We start from the raw sequence: 17,198 nt of genomic DNA on the forward strand, positions 1-17,198 counted from the left end.
TTATCCCTCACCGCCTTGCCTCAAGTCCTTGACTTATTTGACCTCTGTTATTAAAATCAGAAATGTTAACGGCTATTTTTTGATAGTTTACTGTTAACGATTGGCTTCTTTTTTCCCCAATCTAAAACCCAACCCTCGACACCTGACATTAGACACAGGGTATGAACTCTTTCTTAAAAATCCGTTCGGGGTTTCAACCTTTACGGAGAATTCGATTAAAAACCGCTTTGGTTTTTCCCTTTATCTTGCAAATTACGGCCGCTGTTGGATTAGTGGGTTATTTCTCCTTTAAAAATGGTCAACAAGCGGTTGAAAATCTAGCACAACAGTTAATACAAAGCGTTAGTGTTCGGATTGAAAATCATGTTTTAAACTATTTTGATAAATCCTTTCAAATTTTGCGAGTTACCCATGATAGTGTAGAAGCCGGAACGTTAAATTTGAATGATATTGAAGGATTAAAGCAATATTTTTTTCAAGTCGTCTTAGAAGGAGATTTAGAAAGTTATTTTTTATATGGAAATGAACAGGGAGAATTTGTCGGCGTTGAACATTTAGAAAATAGTGAAATTCAACTCAAAATTCGCACCATTGACACTGAACCCATCCGTGACGTTTACCTTTTAGATCAACAGGGAAACCGGGTTAAATTGTTAAAACAAGCCGAATATGATCCTCGTCAACGTCCTTGGTATCAACAAGCAAAACAAGCTCAAAAACCGATTTGGACTTCCATTTACCCTTTCTTTTCTCGCCGAAATACAGACACGGCTTTAGGAATGTCGGTGGTTTGGCCCGTGTTTGATCTACAGCAAAACTTACAGGGCGTTTTATGTATTAATATTACCTTATTAAGAATTACAGAATTTTTAGAAAAGCTTTATATTAGTCCTCGTGGACAAAGTTTTATTATTGAACGTTCGGGGGAGTTAGTTGTTAGTTCTAAAATTGAAAAGCCTTTTAAACTCCAATGGAAAGGAGAAGAGGCTATCATTGAACGAATGCTTGCCAATCATAGTACAAATTCTACCATTCGGAATACGGCTAATGCCTTTTTAAAACGGTTTGGTAGTTTTAAGGCAATTCAAAATAATGAACAAGTTAAATTTTTGCAAAATGATGGGTGGTATTATGCTCAAATTTTACCCATTCGAGATGGAAAAGGCATCGATTGGTTAGTGGTGGTGGTTGTTCCTGAAGCCGATTTTATGGCACGAATTCAACAAAATAATCGTATGACGATTGGGTTATGTTTAATCGCTTTGGGAGTCGCTACAGGAATGGGAATTTTAACAGCCCGTTGGATTACAAAACCCATTTTGACAATTAATCAAGCTTCCCATAAACTAGCAGAAGGAGAATTAACTCAAAATCTGGAAATCACAGGAATTCAAGAATTAGAAACCTTGGCAAATTCTTTTAATTCGATGGCAGTCCAATTGAAAGAATCCTTTGATAACTTAGAAGAAAAAGTCGAAGAGCGTACCCAACAATTGGCAGAAGCTAATCAAGAAATTAGTTCCTTAAATGTGCGACTCAAAGCCGAAAATTTACGCATGAGTGCAGAACTTGATATTCTCAGAGAAATGCAACAATTAATTCTTCCCAAACCCCAAGAATTAGCCGAAATTCAAGACTTAGAAATCGTCGGATATATGAAACCTGCCGATGAAGTGGGGGGTGATTATTATGATATTTTATATACGAATGGAATTGTTACGATTGGCATTGGAGATGTTACAGGTCATGGGTTAGAAAGCGGAATTTTAATGGTGATGATTCAAGCAGCCGTTCGTACCTTAAAAGAAGTACAGGAGCATGATACTGTTATCTTTTTAAATACTTTAAATCGAATGATTTATTATAATGTTCAACGGATGAATTCAGATAAAAATCTAACTTTAGCTATTTTAAATTATTCTGAAGGTTTATTAAGTATCAGTGGGCAACATGAGGAAATTTTAATCGTTCGTCAAAGCGGTAATGTTGAACGAGTTAATACAATGGATTTAGGGCTACCCATTGGCTTAGATGAAGATATTACTCAATTTATTAGCCATACTTTAATTGTCTTAAATTCTGGGGATGGAGTTGTTTTGTATACTGATGGGATTACCGAAGCCCAAAATAACCGGAAAAAATTCTATGGAGTGGAACAGCTTTGTAGCATTATTAGTCAAAACTGGCATCAGACCGCAGAAGTCATAAAAAATGCTGTAATTAATGATGTACAGTCATTTATGGGTCAAGAAAAACAATTTGATGATATGACATTATTAGTGATTAAAAAAAAATAATAAGGGGAGAAAGGGGATAAGAAATTGTTAAGTTAAATATTCTGTCCGGGATATCGGTCAAGAATAAGATATTGGTTAAAGACCTGTTGTTGTATTTCAGGGCAAGAAAGGGTGCTAAAGCACAACAACGGATTACTTATCATTCCTCTTTGAGGATCAAGCCCATGTCAAATCAATTTTTTAATCCCTGGATTTATTCTAGCTTTAAAAAGATTTCTCTGAGAAATCTTCTGATTTTTCCTTTTGTTTTGCAAATTTTTACCGCCGTTGGATTAGTGGGATGGTTATCCTTTGAAAATGGACAAAAATCTGTTAATAATTTAGCTAATAAACTTCAAAATGAGGTCAGTCAAAGGATTATTCAACAGTTAAATTATTATTTAACAGCACCGACTCAAGTTAATGAAGTTAATTTTAATTTAGTTCAGTTGGGTTTACTAAATTTTCAAGATTTAGACAGCATCCGTCGCCATTTTTGGAAGCAGATGAAAGTGTATCCTTATCTCAGTTATTTTAATTTGGGAACTGTGGATGGATTATTTTTAGGTGTGGGTCGCGAAGATGATGGCACACTCTATTTAGAATTAATGAACCCAACGGATAAAGGTTATTATAAACGTTATGCTTTAGATGATCATGGTGATCCCACAACGCTTCTAGCCCATGAAAAATATCCTTATCAAGATGATGAATGGTATAGTAATGCGGTGGCAGCAGGTAAACCGATTTGGACTGAAATTTATCAATGGGATGATCGCCCGGACGTGATTTCTATTGCTTCTAGTTATCCGATCTATAATCAACAAAATAAATTAGTGGGTATAATTGGAATTGATTTAATTTTAACTCAAATTAGTAATTTTTTAAAGCATTTATATATTAGTTCCTCTAGTAAAATTTTTATTGTGGAACGGAATGGTTTGATTGTTGCTAGTTCCAGTTCTGAAAAACCCTATTTAAATGTTGATGGATCTTCTCAACGATTAAGTGCTTTTCAAAGTCGTGATCCGTTAATTCGTGCGTCGAGTCAATATCTCATGCAACGGTTTAATAATCTCACTGAAATTAATAAAAAACAAGCCTTAAGTTTTAAATTAAACGGTGAAAAAATTTTTCTATGGGTTACTCCTTGGCAAGATCAATTCGGTTTAAATTGGCTGATTGTGATTACCATTCCTGAGTCAGATTTTATGGGAGAAATTGATGCGAATACTCAGAAAACAATTTTATTATGTATCATTGCTTTAGCGATCGCAACAACAATGGGGATTTTAATTGCTCGTTGGATTACTGAACCCATTCTACGATTAAATCGAGCTTCTCAGAGAATCACAACCGGAGATTTAGATCAAACTGTTAAAGTTACTCGCATTATTGAACTCGCAGAATTGGGTAAATCTTTTAATCAAATGGCAAATCAAATCCAAGATTCCTTTGAAACTTTAGAACAAAAAGTGATAGAAAGAACGGCAGAATTAGCAGATGCTCATGCTAAAATTTTAGCATTAAATCAACAATTAAAAGCCGATAACTCTCGGATGAGTGGGGAGTTAGATTTGTTGCGACAAATGCAGCAATTGATTCTCCCCAATCCAGAAGAATTAGCTTTAATTGAAGGGCTAGACATTGCAGTATATATGGAACCTGCCCATGAAGTGGGAGGAGATTATTATGATATTTTATATACCGATGGCGTTGTCACGATTGGCATTGGAGATGTGACGGGTCATGGCTTAGAAAGCGGTATTTTAATGGTGATGACTCAAGCTGCTGTTCGGATTCTTAAGGAAGTTCAAGAATCTGATCCAGTTCAGTTTTTAAATATTTTGAATCGAGCCATTTATCGTAATGTTCAACGAATGAATTCTGATAAAAATCTGACCTTAGCGATTTTAAATTATCAGAATGGTCATTTAAATATTAGTGGTCAACATGAGGAAATCTTAATCGTTCGTCAAGGAGGGAACGTTGAGCGAATTGATACCATTGATTTAGGTTTACCCATAGGTTTAGATGAAGATATTTCGGAATTTATTAATCAAATCGAGGTGGAGTTAAAACGAGGAGATTTTATTGTGCTTTATACTGATGGAATTACAGAAGCTAGAAATATGCAAAAATCCCAATATAGCTTGGAAAGACTGTGTAACGTTATCAGTGAAAATTGGCATTATCAAGCTGAGGAGATTAAGGAAGCAGTGATTTCCGATATTAAGACATTCAGGGGACATCAAAAACAGTTTGATGATATTACCCTATTAATTTTAAAACAACGCTAGAGGAGGGAGATTCAGATTGATCCGAACAAAATAAATCAGAGCTTGGATCAAAAAAAATTTGATAATTTTGTCCCCTTGAGTTAAGATTTTATTAATTTTGTGGTTTTTGAACAGAATTAGCCTAAAATATAAAGGCTATTATTGAATAACCCAGTGATTTTCCCCCAGGTCAAGTGATTATGGCGCAAATTTTTGGAGAGTTTTTACATCAATTTCCCCCTGATCATGATTCTTTGGAGTTGACATTCACGCCAACATCCCGACCGATTAAACAACGCTGGCGAAATAATCTTTTATCGGCTCATTTTGTAGCAGATTATTTTTCAACTTTTTTACCCTTAGATGCTGATAACCCCAGCCGAGAAAAACGGATTAAACAGGGGAAAGGAGCCGTTAGTTATGTGGCAAATGAATTGTTAGAAAATGCCATGAAATTTAATAATGAGAAGGTAAAATCTAAAATTAAATTTGGCATCCATTTTATTGAAGAAAGCCAAACGGTAACGGCTGCTATTTTTGCGACAAATTCAATTACCACAGAAGGAATGGAAAAGTTTCAATCCTTTATTCAAGAATTACTGACTGAAGATCCCAATGAGTTGTATATTCGTCAAGTTGAACAAAGTGTAGAGGATGAAAATAATAATGCTTCAGGTTTAGGCTTATTAACGATGATCAATGATTATCAAGCTCAACTGGGTTGGAAATTTGAACAGATTTCCGAACAACCAAAAATTATTTTAGTAACAACGATGGCTCAAGTAACCGTGTAAAATTGAGTTATTTTTACAGCTAGAGAGAGGTAGCAACAATGACAGTACAGGAAATTAAAGGTGAAGACCATATTGTTCAATATGATCCTGAATCTGTGATGATTTGTTTTCAAGGAGAATTGAGTTTAGGGGGGCCGGTGGAATATGAACCGATTAAAAAATTATTAGAACAAGTTATGGCAACGGAACCTCCATTGATGACCTTAGATTTAAGAAATTTATCGTTTTTAAATAGTTCGGGAATTAGTTTGTTATCAAAATTTGTCATGGGATTGCGGAAAAAACCTCAAATTCAATTAATTATTTTAGGCTCTAAAGAAGTGGCATGGCAAGATAAATCTTTGCAAAATCTAAAAAAGTTTTTACCCAGTTTAGAGTTGAAGGTTGAATAATTAATTTTCAATCTCAATTCAAGGGAATAACTAAGTTTCGCTCAATATTTATTCTTTTAACAAAATGAACGTTGGAATTCATAAACTTTAATCCCCTATTACTAAGCTGAATAATGCCCCTAACCCGAACCCAAAAATCAGAATTCCTGACATCCGGTTTACCCAGTGCAGGGTATCCGAACTGATTTTATCACGGAATAAACTGACCCCACTGACTAAGATCAACCACCACAATGCTGACCCTAAAAACACTCCTAAAACCAAGATCCCAGCATCTCCATAATTATTGCTGCTTCCCAATCCTAATCCGGCAAAAATAGCAACAAAAGATAAAATTGTCATAGGATTTGTCACCGTTAGAAAAAAGGTGGAAGCATAGGCACTCACCACTTTTCCTGATGGATTTGCGGCATCTTGGGCTGGTTTTGCCAAGGCTGTTTTTAAGCCTAAATAACATAAAAATAAGCCCCCTATTAATTTTAAAATTATTTGTTGACTGACTAAAATATTAGAGATGATGGTTAATCCAAATCCCGCAATAAACCCATAGAAAGCATCTGCACTAGCGGCACCTAACCCCGTAAAAAATCCCACCCAATGCCCATCAGATAAGGAACGACGAATACATAAAATCCCAATGGGCCCCACAGGAGCCGCAATGGAAAAACCAATGATTAAACCCTTAACTAAAAACCGAATATCCATAATTAATTCCAAAACTGTAATAACCTTTTAAAGCCTACCACTGTAGGAAGGTGTGCAGCCCTTAAGGGTGTACTAAGCTTTTAAGCATTTTAGGGCTTACTGTTGTCTCCATGTTTTATGATGAAATAGGGAAGTTAAAAGTCACTCAAAACCAAACCATGATTCAGAATAACACTTTAGTTTTAGCAACGGATTTAGATGGTACATTTTTAGGTGGTTCTCCAGAGGAAAGACAAAAATTTTATGACTATTTAGAGGAAAACCGCCATCGCTTATTATTAATCTTTGTCACGGGTCGAAGTTTAGAATTCACCCTACGTTTATATGATGAAAAAAACATAAAGATGCCCCGACCCGATTATCTAATTGGAGATGTGGGAACAACGGTTTATGAAGGAAAAAGCTTAACTCCTGTAGCAGAAGTGCAAAATTGGATTGCGAATCTTTGGGGAAATGCCAGCGAATTTGCTCACCAACTTTTAACAGATGAACCTGGATTAACCTTACAACCGATTTTTGCCGAATATCGAGTTTCTTATTATTATAAACCTGATGAAAATCAAGAACGAATTGTTAAAAAAATTCACGATGCGGGATTTCAATGTATTACCTCTGCGGATAAATATTTAGATATTTTACCCCCCGGTGTTGCCAAAGGTTCAACCTTGCTTAAATTAATGGATATGTTAAAGATACATCCCCAACAAGTGATTACATCAGGAGATTCCTTGAACGATTTACCCTTATTTGAAACCGGACTGAAAAGTATTGCTGTGGGGAACTCAGAATTAAAATTAGTCGAAAAAATTAAAAGTTTAAAGAATGTTTATTACAGTGAATTTCCAGGAGTCGCTGGAATTTGGGATGGAATTCAATATTACGGAAAAACCTTCTAAACTTTGATTGAGTTTAAGTGAATCAGTCTTTCAACCTTAATGTTTCCGATTTCCTGAGATTATATGACCCAAGATTCTACTTCCTTGTCTCAACCCCCAGTGCCTCATCAGCCCTTAACATTAGCCATTTTAGGTGCGGGGGCTTGGGGTTCAGCCTTAGCACAATTAGCGCGTTATAATGGCCATACAGTTAACCTTTGGTCACGCCGTTTTGGGAATTCCTTAGAAGAAAGTATTAACGCCGTTGATGTCTTAGTTTCTGCTATTTCCATGAGAGGAGTAGCCGTAACAGCCCAACAGCTTCAAACCTTAAAATTACCGGAAAAAATTCCCATTGTTACCGCTACAAAAGGCTTAGATCCTGATAGCACTCGGACTCCTTCTCAACTGTGGGGAAACTGGTTTCCTCAACATCCCATTGTTGTTTTATCGGGGCCGAATTTATCCGCAGAAATTGAACAAGGTTTACCCGCCGCCACGGTGGTAGCCAGTGAAAATTTAGAAGCCGCAAAGATTGTCCAAACGGTGTTTGCCTCTAATCGATTTCGGGTGTATACCAGTTCCGATCCCATGGGAACAGAATTAGGAGGAACCTTAAAAAATGTAATTGCGATCGCGGCGGGAGTTTGTGATGGATTACAATTAGGAACAAATGCTAAATCCGCCTTACTAACTCGTGCTTTAACCGAAATTATTAGAATTGGAACCCATTTAGGCGGAAAAACAGAAACGTTTTTTGGGTTATCCGGTTTAGGAGATATGTTAACCACTTGTAATAGTGCTTTAAGCCGTAATTATCGCGTAGGCTATGGATTAGCAGAAGGTAAATCTTTAGAACAAGTCTTAACTGAATTAGGAAGTACCGCAGAAGGAGTCAATACGACCAATGTTTTAATTGAAATTGCCCATCGAGAACGGATTCCAGTCCCGATTTCCTGGCAAGTTTATCAGCTTTTAAATCATCAAATAACTCCTCAAAAAGCGGTTGAAGCCTTAATGGAACGGGATTTAAAACCGGAATTTTATGATCGCTAAAAACAGGGGAATAGGAATTGAGTCAATGTTCAAGATGGAAGAACCGGAATTTCCACAATAAACTCTGTTCCTTTCCCTACTTCCGAATGAAATTTAAAGGTTCCTCCGTGTTTTTCAACTACAATTTGATAAGCAATACTCAGACCTAATCCGGTTCCAGAACCGACGGGTTTTGTTGTAAAAAAGGGATCAACAATTTGGGGACGAATTTCTTTGGGAATCCCGATTCCATTATCGTGAATCCGAATTCTAATCGCCTGGGTTAAACTTTGATGAGGATTAGAAGAGACACAGGTTTCAGTTTTAATCCAAATTTTCGGTTCCAGAATAGGATGTTGTTTTTGGTGTAGGGCGATCGCATCAATAGCATTATTTAATAAATTCATAAACACCTGATTTAAGTGACTTGGATAACAAATAATCGGGGGTATTTTTCCATATAATTTAATCACTTGAATCGGATGCTTGGAGTTTTGATTCAGACGACTTTGCAAAATTAATAAAGTATTATCAATTCCTTCATGAATATTAGCTAATTTTTTCTCCGATTCATCCAACCGGGAAAAGTTTCTCAAAGATTGAATAATATTACTAATTCGTTCAGTTCCCTGTTCCATCGACTTCAGAACTTGAGGTAAATCATCCATAATATACTCAACCTCCATCTCTTTCAATTTCGTCTTAATTTCCGGTTGAGGTTGAGGATAAACTTTTTGATACAGATGAACTACCTCTAACAAATTGTGAGTATATTCGGCTACATAATCCAGATTTCCCCGAATAAACGTGACCGGATTATTAATTTCATGGGCAATTCCCGCCACAAACTGTACTAAACTCAACATTTTTTCATGCTGAACTAATTGAACTTGAGCTTGTTGTAAATTCGATAACGCTTGACTTAACTGTTGATTGGTTTTTAACAACGCTTGATTCAAATTTTGAATTCTTAATCCTGATCGAACTCGTGCTAAAATTTCGTCAATTTCAATGGGTTTAGAAATAAAATCATCAGCCCCTGAATCTAACCCCGTAATGCGATCAATACTATTTTCTTTAGCCGTCAATAAAATAAAAAATGCAGAACTCAGATCCGGATCAGCTTTCAACGTTTTGCACACTTCTAACCCATCAACTTTAGGCATCATCCAATCACAAATCACTAAATTCGGATGGTATTTCTGAGCTAAACCCAGGGCCATTTCTCCATCCTCAGCCGTATACACTTGATGTCCTTGTTCTTCTAGGGCGTGTTGCAGAATCAATTGTGTAGTAATATCATCATCTGCGACCAAAATCTGTGCCATAAATCAGAAGTAAAAATGGGATAGAGCGTTTCAATTTATTTCGGTAAGGAAGAAAGGCAAACCGCAATCGTTTTAAAGGCAATCTCAGGCGTTCAACAAGGGGAGACTTTAGGAAAGATGGGTTTGGATAAAGGCGATCGCCTCTGTTAATTGGGCTTCCATTGTATTAACTAATTCACGGCAACCTTCTAAGGTCTTTTGACGGGCTTTTTGTTCTAAATTAGAAGCTAAAGCCGGAAAATTTCGCATTCCTACATTTCCACTCGAACCTTTTAAACGATGGGCACAAGTGACCAAGGTTTCATAATCTTCGATGAGGAGGGCTTCTCGAAGCATTTTTAAATCAATTTTGGCATTATCAATAAACAGTTGTAAAAGTTTTTGTTGAAACTCAAGTTTACCCCGTGAAATAGTTTGTAATCGTTTTAAATCAAAAGGAATTAAACTTTGATCTTCAGTTTGATTATTCTCGGATACCAAGGGTTGCTCTTCAGGGGGTTGAACCACAGCTACTTGAGATTTTGGGGGTTGGGGTGTTGTCACTTCCCGCCAAACCCATTGCTGTTGAGTGGCCCAATGGCGCAATACCGCCTCTAATTCCTCCTGTTCAACGGGTTTGCTAATATAGTCATCCATACCCACCGCTAAACATTTCTGGCGGTCAACGGGTAAGGCATGGGCCGTTAACGCAATCACAATCGTATGTTTGTTCGGTGTTTCTCGTTCTCGGCGTCGGAGTTCTTGAGTTGTGGCATAGCCATCTAAGATTGGCATTTGACAGTCCATAAAGACAACATCATAATGAGTCGATTCTAAGCGTTTTAAAGCTTGTTCGCCATTATCTGCAACATCAGCTTCACACCCTAACAAACTTAACTGATTCAAAATCACTTGTTGATTAATCGGATGATCTTCAACTAATAAAATTTTGAGATTAAATTGGGGTGTTGCATCTAAAGATGACTCCTCTGGGGAAGGTTGAGATCGACGTTCTTCTAACAGACAAGCAATTTCCGTAGCCAGCGCCGTTAATAAGGCATCAAATAACCGAGAAGCCCGCAACGGTTTCATCACATAACTAGAGAAACCCCATTCTAATAATTCCTCCGTCTCAGCCAATTGATTCATCGAAGTCATTAAAATTAACTTAGTTGTCAACAAACGAGGGTCATTTTGAATCACTTCTATAAACCGTTCTCCTCGACTCAGAATTAACTGTTGATCAAACACAGCAAAATCATAGGGTTGACGACATCGTGCCGCCGACCGTAACCGCACTAATGCTTGATCAGGATGGTAGGCTTCATCAGCGTGCATTCCCCAGGAACAGGCGAACGTTCGCACCGATTGACACACCGTTGCACTGGGGTCTACAACTAATAATTTTAAATGGGAAAGGGTTTTGGGTAAATCCGATTTCTCTCGAATAACTGGGGGTTTAAATTGAACGGTAAACCAGAAGGTTGAGCCTTGTCCGGGTTGACTTTCTACTCCAATTTCACCTCCCATTAATTGCACCAATTGTTTACAAATCACTAAACCTAAACCCGTCCCTCCAAACTGTCGCGTTGTTGAGGCATCGACTTGAGAAAAGGCTTCAAATAATCTCATCTGACCGTCTGGGGGAATGCCAATTCCGGTGTCTTTGACGCTAAAGTACAATTTGATTTTATCATCAGAAGTCGGAATTTCTTTAACTTGTAAAACCACTTCTCCTTCTAAGGTAAATTTGATGGCATTTCCGATTAAATTGAGCAACACTTGTTTTAATCGGCTGGGATCTCCGCAGAGGTGACGACAGACATCGGGTTCAATTAAAACCGCTAATTCTAAGCTTTTTTCTTCTGCTTGGGTTGCTAATAAATCTAAGATCGTTTCTATACACTCTTCTAAATTAAAATCTAATTCTTCTAAAACCATTTCATTGGCTTCTAATTTAGAAAAATCCAAAATATCGTTAATAATAGTTAACAGATGATTGGCACTGGTACGAATTGCCCGGACAAAATCCTTTTGTTTTGGGCTTAGATCACTTTTCATTAACAATCCTGCCATCCCCATTACCCCATTCATCGGCGTGCGAATTTCATGACTCATATTCGCAATAAATTGAGATTTCAGACGAACGGTTTCTAAAGCAGATTCTCTGCCTTTAACTAACTCATCAATCGGGTAAGTGGCAATAAAAATCCCACCAATTTCTGTTTCATTAATATGCCAAGGATGAATCGCCCAACGTACATATCCTTCTGTTCCATCGGGATAGTTCATTTTATCTTCTGCACAAGATAGCACTTCCCCGGCGAAGGCTCGATGATAAATATTTAACCAATAGTCTGGTAAATTGGGAAAGATATTGAGATGGCTTAAGCCAATTAAAGATTCTTCCGATAAATGATAATCTTTTAACCATTGTTGGCTATGGGCAATATACCTAAATTCCCGATCTAACATAGCAACAGCAAAGGGTGCGTCGGTAATAATTTGCTGCATTTGTTTGCGTTCTGTAAGTAAGGAATTGGCATATAAACGTTTATGGGTAACATCCCGTTGTACCGAAACAAAATGGGTAATTTCTTTCTCGGAATTAGTCACCGGGGAAATACTCATTTCCACCCAATATTTTGACCCATCTTTGTGATAGTTAATGAGTTCTGTTTGTACGGGGTTTAATTTCTTTAAACTTGCCCGAATTTGAGCCAATTGATCGCGATCGGTTTCAGGCCCTTGTAAACAGCGTGGACTCTGACCAATCATTTCTTCGGCACTATATCCGGTTAAACGGGTGAAGGCTTCATTAACATAAATAATTTTAGGCCCTGGTCGGGTCAAAGGATCGGCTTCTGTGATCACAATAGCATCATTAGCCCGATTAACCGCCGATTCAAATAACCTCAGTTTTTCTTCAATTCGTTTTCGGTCGGTAATATCGGTGGAAATACTACATAACCCATCGGGATTTCCATCGCTTCCTAATAAAGGAAATTTAATTGATAAAAAGGTACGATATTGATGGACACAGGGAATTTTTTCTTCTAATTTAATCGCTTTTCCTTCCGTTAAAACCTGTTGTTCAATGACGTTTAACTGTTGGGCTGCTTCCGGGGTAAATACATCAAAATTAGTTTGGTTTAAAACGTGACTACTGCAACAGTTAAATAAGGTTTCAAATTTGCGATTAACAAGGGTAAAACGTCCTTGATTATCCTTGGCATAAATCACGGTTGGGGTATTTTCTAAAATTAATTGTAACTGCGTTTGACTGTGGCGTAATGCCATTTCAATTTGGTTATATTCCTGGACGACAATTTGTAATTGTTCAATGGTCTTTTGTAACTCGCTTGTGCGTTCCTCGACCCGTTTTTCCAATGTTGATTTTTCCTTTTCTAGGGCGATTTGAGCTTGCTTTTGCGCTGTAATATCATACATAGCAACAACAGCCCCTAACTTTTTTCCTTGGGGATTAAAAAAAGCCTGTCCATTCGCTAAAATAATTCGAGGTTGTTTGTTTTCTGGATGAATGACCATTTCGGCATTTTCAACCCTTTCCCCTTGTAAGGCTCGAAATAAAGGAATTTCATCCACAGGCATTAAGGTTTGTCCATCGGATTGATATAAACTATAATATTCTGCCCAATTTTCCAGATTTATATCGGTTTCTGGAAGTCCATGAAAATTCTGACTGGCTTGGTTAAAGAGAATCAGTTTTCCAGAGTTATCACAAACCACAATTCCTTCACATAACTGATCTAGTAAAGCACTGAGAAAGTCTTTTTCTTGTTGTAATTTATCTTTTGCATTTTGACGTTCTAAAAGGCAATTATTTAATTGTCGATTAATATCTTGTAATTCCAGAAAATCAGGAATTTTTAAAGCCAGGGGAAAAATTTTACACAACAAAACAAAATCATAGGTTGCCATTCCCAAGATAAAAACTTTAATTCCCAATAAAAATAGAGGGAAATTCTCACTGATAGTTTGATAATCAATAATATTAATAAGTCCGTTTAAAACTAGGAATGTTCCCAACAAAAAAAAAGTTCCTCGAAAAGGAAAATTTTGGCGATTCCTGATTAAATTGACAACCATAAGGGAAAGAATGACTTGAAAGGCATTGAGCAAATGATCTGCCAACTTTAGCAGTCCTATGATTTCAGAATTCCCCCAGTAAAAAGTATCCATACATTAAAACGTTTTTTTAAAATTAAAATGATTTAAACTAAAATTAAAAACCTTTTAAAAAACAGTTTTTTTTGCAACACTTAATGAATGAACTGATTGGTTTTGTATAACTTTGTCTATGATTCTATCTTTACTAATATGAAAAAAAATTGATTAAAAGTACATCTGTCTTAAGAAATAAATTATTAAGATCAAACTCAACGCCATCGAAAATTTATTGTTACTTACTGATAAACTATTAAAAATTTATATTTTTTTCAAATTTAATCGTGATATCAAAGACACAAATTAGCAAACAAGGATAAGGGGTGACAAGATCTACTTCAGTTTATTACTCCTGAACACGCCCATATAGGGTTCAAAGGGAACAGGGAACAGGGAACAGGGAACAGGGAACAGGGAACAGGGAACACTTCGACACGCTCAGTGCTTCGCAGTAAGAAGTGAAAGGGTTTCAGTGTTTGACAGGTCTAAATCCAGCAAACTCATCCCCTATTCCCCTGTCCCCTGTCCCCTTGTCCCCCTGTCCCCCTGTCCCCTTGTCCCCCCATCCCCCTGTCCCCCCATCCTCCTGTCCCCTTGTCCCCCTGTCCCCTTGTCCCCTTGTCCCCCTGTCCCCTGTCCCCCTGTCCCCTTCTCTGCCATCCCGTGAACTGGGGCGGAAAAAGTTGATTTTGGGCCTTGCGAGCAACTAGATGTTTTTGGCTGTTGCTCTCGCAGCGTTTTTCTGGTAATCTCTATCTATAGATAGAGGCACGATTCGAGGAAAGTACCCTATATTGGTAAGCGTACTGGGTGCAATCCTTTATTCCCTCTGGTTAGTCTGGTGGAAACGGAGAGTCAAATCAATCGATTTATCGGTTGTGACTCTCTATTATTTTTTTGGGGCTTTTTTGAGTATACAATACCCACAGGGACAAATAAACCATTATTTTTTCATCCTTAATAGGCTCAACAATGGGAAACGAGAACAGGGTGCAGGAAGACCAAAACAACTTACAAGCTGAAGCAAACTCAGTCCAAAAAACGAACCCCTCAACGGCAAACTCAACAGAACAATGGTTCGTCGAACTGATTGCGGTAACAACAAAATTCTTTGAACAAACTACACTACAAACTCAACACTATTTAGCCAATGTAACAGCAAGTACCGGAGCCATTATAGATGCGATCGCTAAAAATCCAATTGTCAAGATTCTCAGCAATAATTTAGGAACAAGTTGGTTAGAAATTCTCCTCGGTGGCGTTAATATTGAACAGGTACAAAAAACCGTCCAAGATCTGCAAAAACAGTATCCTCAAGAAACTTCCAGCGAAATTGCTCACCGTTTAATGGTGCAGAAATCAATTCAAGCGGCGGGAATTGGGTTAGCAACAAATTTTTTACCTCCCCTGGCTGTAGCTTTATTTGCCATTGATTTAGTCACCACAACACGGCTACAAGCTGAAATGACCTATGAAATTGCAGCAGCCTATGGTTTAGATCTCAATGATCCCATCCGCCGAGGGGAAGTCTTAGCTATTTTTGGCTTATCCTTGGGGAGTTCTGTAGCGATCCAAACGGGTTTAGAATGGGTCGAAATTATTCCCGGTTTAGGGGCGGTTATTGGAGCTTCTTCTAATGCAATTTTGCTTTATGGTTTAGGTTATATTGCTTGTCGATTTTATGAAACCAAACTGCATCCTCAGACAACAGAATTAACGGTTCAGCGCTTTCAACAGGAAAGTCAAGATTATTGGAAATTTGCCAGTCATCAACAACAGGTAATGGATCAAATTTTAGCTCAGATGATTTTAGCGTCTTATCCCGATAAATCAAAGTCTGATCTGATTCCTGAATTAGAACAAGCTCATCTGAGTCCTGAAGCGATAAAAGCGATCTCGACTTATTTAGAAACACCGATTTCCTTAGAGAATTTATTAGAACAACTGCATCCTGATTTTGTCACGCCTCTATTAGTTCAATGTGAGCGAATTGCTCAAATAGACGGTGAAATGACCCCCGCAGAACAAGCTATTTTAGATGCGATCGCTAAAAAACGGAATCGCAATGGAAAACCTTAAGAATATTATTCCTCAAAAAACTCTAAATTCCACATCAAAAAGCCTATTTCAAGAGTGATATGTCCTCGGCTGGATGGCGAATTAAACTCCCCTTTATACAGTAAGGAAAGAAACAAATTTTGGCGGAGTTTAAAATCATGGCATTCAATCGTTTTTATACCCACAGTATTGCTGTTTTAGGTATTGCCAGCTTAGGCTTTTTAGCCCAGGTTCCCGCTAGAGCGCAGATGCAATCTCCTGACTCAGGAACACAGAATAGTCCCCAAATGCAGCAGAATATGGGGTCATCCCAGAATATTCTTTCTGTTGCTAATTCTAACGGTCAATATAATACTTTTATTCAAGCTGTTAGAGCAGCCGGACTAGAAAATATATTGACAGGTGACGGTTCCTATACTGTCTTTGCTCCAACAGATGAAGCCTTTGCATCACTACCGGCTGGAACCTTAGAAATGTTAATGCAGCCTGAAAATAAAGAAGTATTAAAACAGGTTTTATCTTATCATGTCATTGAAGGTGAAGTTCCTTCTAATCAAATGGCTGATGGAGGCATTGATAGTCTCGCAGGTGGACTTGCAGTTCGTGTAGCACCGGATCGGGTTATTGTTAATAATGCCAGCGTTGTTCAACCGGATATGGAAGCGACCAATGGTATAATTCATGGGATTAATCGGGTTTTAATGCCAACGAATCTTCAAAATAGTTTAAGTCAAAATTCTCAAAACCCCCAACAAATCAGTCAATTTGATAATAGCCAACCCTCGAATACCCAAGACTTAGATTCTCCTTCCGATGCGCGAGATGTTGATTCTCAATCTGAACGAGTTACTCCTCAACAACGCAATAACTCTTCAATGGATCGGATGAATACCAATGATCGGATGAATACTAATGATCGGATGAATACCAATGATCGCAATAGCACCAATCAAGAAATATTTGATGTAGACTCTCCCTCAGATTTGCGAGATGTTGATTCTCAATCTGAACGAGTTAATCCCCAACAACAACCTTGGCGCAATAATTCCATCAACCGTCCGATGAATTCTAATCCCTCTACGAATCAACGGAATGATTCTACCAACAGTCCGATGAATTCTAATCCCTCTTCCAATCAGATGAACCAACAAAACTCTGACGATAACTCAAGACCCGGTTTAATTGAACCTCATTCTCCTACAGATTCACAACCCGGTTTTCCTAGCCAAATGAATTAGGGTTAATCACTCCTTAAAGCCTATTGTTCCGTAAAATAAAAACCCAGTTTT

General features: G+C 37.6%; 11 protein-coding genes. 8 read left to right on the plus strand and 3 right to left on the minus strand.

Going from position 1 to position 17,198, the window contains the following annotated elements:
• Positions 1-161: 161 nt before the first annotated feature.
• From NMK36_RS28350 to NMK36_RS28365, 4 genes are all read left to right on the plus strand, one after another.
• Positions 162-2,297 carry a SpoIIE family protein phosphatase gene (locus NMK36_RS28350; protein ID WP_254175144.1) on the plus strand — a complete coding sequence of 712 codons (2,136 nt, stop codon included), beginning with the start codon at positions 162-164 and terminating at the stop codon, positions 2,295-2,297.
• Between the two features lie 164 nt (positions 2,298-2,461).
• Positions 2,462-4,576 carry a SpoIIE family protein phosphatase gene (locus NMK36_RS28355; RefSeq protein WP_254175145.1) on the plus strand — a complete coding sequence of 705 codons (2,115 nt, stop codon included), beginning with the start codon at positions 2,462-2,464 and terminating at the stop codon, positions 4,574-4,576.
• 179 nt (positions 4,577-4,755) lie between these two features.
• Complete coding sequence (locus NMK36_RS28360; protein ID WP_072717438.1) at positions 4,756-5,349, plus strand: DUF6272 family protein; 594 nt, start codon at positions 4,756-4,758, stop codon at positions 5,347-5,349.
• Between the two features lie 38 nt (positions 5,350-5,387).
• Positions 5,388-5,741, plus strand: a complete 354-nt coding sequence (locus tag NMK36_RS28365; RefSeq protein ID WP_072717437.1) for a slr1659 superfamily regulator — start codon at positions 5,388-5,390, stop codon at positions 5,739-5,741.
• Positions 5,742-5,828: 87 nt separating this feature from the next.
• Here NMK36_RS28365 and NMK36_RS28370 read toward each other — a convergent pair whose 3' ends face one another.
• Positions 5,829-6,446: a LysE family translocator gene (locus NMK36_RS28370; protein WP_072717436.1), complete on the minus strand. Its 618-nt coding sequence runs from the start codon at positions 6,444-6,446 to the stop codon at positions 5,829-5,831.
• Between the two features lie 158 nt (positions 6,447-6,604).
• Here NMK36_RS28370 and NMK36_RS28375 point away from each other — a divergent pair, with 158 nt between their 5' ends.
• Together NMK36_RS28375 and NMK36_RS28380 are read left to right on the plus strand one after the other, a co-directional pair.
• The gene (locus NMK36_RS28375) at positions 6,605-7,342 is read left to right on the plus strand and encodes an HAD-IIB family hydrolase (protein WP_072718634.1); all 738 of its coding nucleotides are present in this window, start codon (positions 6,605-6,607) and stop codon (positions 7,340-7,342) included.
• Between the two features lie 63 nt (positions 7,343-7,405).
• Entirely contained in the window at positions 7,406-8,377 is a 972-nt protein-coding gene (locus NMK36_RS28380) for an NAD(P)H-dependent glycerol-3-phosphate dehydrogenase (protein WP_072717435.1), read from the plus strand.
• Between the two features lie 29 nt (positions 8,378-8,406).
• On the opposite strand, the gene NMK36_RS28385 is transcribed toward NMK36_RS28380, so the two are convergent.
• Together NMK36_RS28385 and NMK36_RS28390 are read right to left on the minus strand one after the other, a co-directional pair.
• Complete coding sequence (locus NMK36_RS28385) at positions 8,407-9,684, minus strand: sensor histidine kinase (protein ID WP_072717434.1); 1,278 nt, start codon at positions 9,682-9,684, stop codon at positions 8,407-8,409.
• A 108-nt stretch (positions 9,685-9,792) separates the two neighbouring features.
• On the minus strand, positions 9,793-13,866 hold the full coding sequence (locus tag NMK36_RS28390; RefSeq protein ID WP_072717433.1) for a PAS domain-containing hybrid sensor histidine kinase/response regulator: 4,074 nt from the start codon (positions 13,864-13,866) through the stop codon (positions 9,793-9,795).
• A 957-nt stretch (positions 13,867-14,823) separates the two neighbouring features.
• On the opposite strand from NMK36_RS28390, the gene NMK36_RS28395 reads away from it, so the two are divergent.
• Together NMK36_RS28395 and NMK36_RS28400 are read left to right on the plus strand one after the other, a co-directional pair.
• Positions 14,824-15,930, plus strand: coding sequence for a hypothetical protein (locus NMK36_RS28395; protein WP_254175146.1), 1,107 nt, complete (start codon positions 14,824-14,826; stop codon positions 15,928-15,930).
• 137 nt (positions 15,931-16,067) lie between these two features.
• Positions 16,068-17,147: a fasciclin domain-containing protein gene (locus NMK36_RS28400; RefSeq protein ID WP_072717430.1), complete on the plus strand. Its 1,080-nt coding sequence runs from the start codon at positions 16,068-16,070 to the stop codon at positions 17,145-17,147.
• Positions 17,148-17,198 lie beyond the last annotated feature (51 nt).

Source organism: Planktothrix pseudagardhii (assembly GCF_904830925.1).
In the GTDB taxonomy this organism is placed as follows: Bacteria; Cyanobacteriota; Cyanobacteriia; order Cyanobacteriales; family Microcoleaceae; genus Planktothrix; species Planktothrix tepida.

What these genes read in the sequence shown, in the direction of transcription:
- NMK36_RS28400 (WP_072717430.1), top strand. Translation starts at nt 16,068, where the DNA reads ATGGCATTCAATCGTTTTTATACCCACAGTATTGCTGTTTTAGGTATT.
- NMK36_RS28365 (WP_072717437.1), top strand. Translation starts at nt 5,388, where the DNA reads ATGACAGTACAGGAAATTAAAGGTGAAGACCATATTGTTCAATATGAT.
- NMK36_RS28395 (WP_254175146.1), top strand. Translation starts at nt 14,824, where the DNA reads ATGGGAAACGAGAACAGGGTGCAGGAAGACCAAAACAACTTACAAGCT.
- NMK36_RS28355 (WP_254175145.1), top strand. Translation starts at nt 2,462, where the DNA reads ATGTCAAATCAATTTTTTAATCCCTGGATTTATTCTAGCTTTAAAAAG.
- NMK36_RS28390 (WP_072717433.1), bottom strand. Translation starts at nt 13,866, where the DNA reads ATGGATACTTTTTACTGGGGGAATTCTGAAATCATAGGACTGCTAAAG.
- NMK36_RS28380 (WP_072717435.1), top strand. Translation starts at nt 7,406, where the DNA reads ATGACCCAAGATTCTACTTCCTTGTCTCAACCCCCAGTGCCTCATCAG.
- NMK36_RS28375 (WP_072718634.1), top strand. Translation starts at nt 6,605, where the DNA reads ATGATTCAGAATAACACTTTAGTTTTAGCAACGGATTTAGATGGTACA.
- NMK36_RS28350 (WP_254175144.1), top strand. Translation starts at nt 162, where the DNA reads ATGAACTCTTTCTTAAAAATCCGTTCGGGGTTTCAACCTTTACGGAGA.
- NMK36_RS28370 (WP_072717436.1), bottom strand. Translation starts at nt 6,446, where the DNA reads ATGGATATTCGGTTTTTAGTTAAGGGTTTAATCATTGGTTTTTCCATT.
- NMK36_RS28360 (WP_072717438.1), top strand. Translation starts at nt 4,756, where the DNA reads ATGGCGCAAATTTTTGGAGAGTTTTTACATCAATTTCCCCCTGATCAT.
- NMK36_RS28385 (WP_072717434.1), bottom strand. Translation starts at nt 9,684, where the DNA reads ATGGCACAGATTTTGGTCGCAGATGATGATATTACTACACAATTGATT.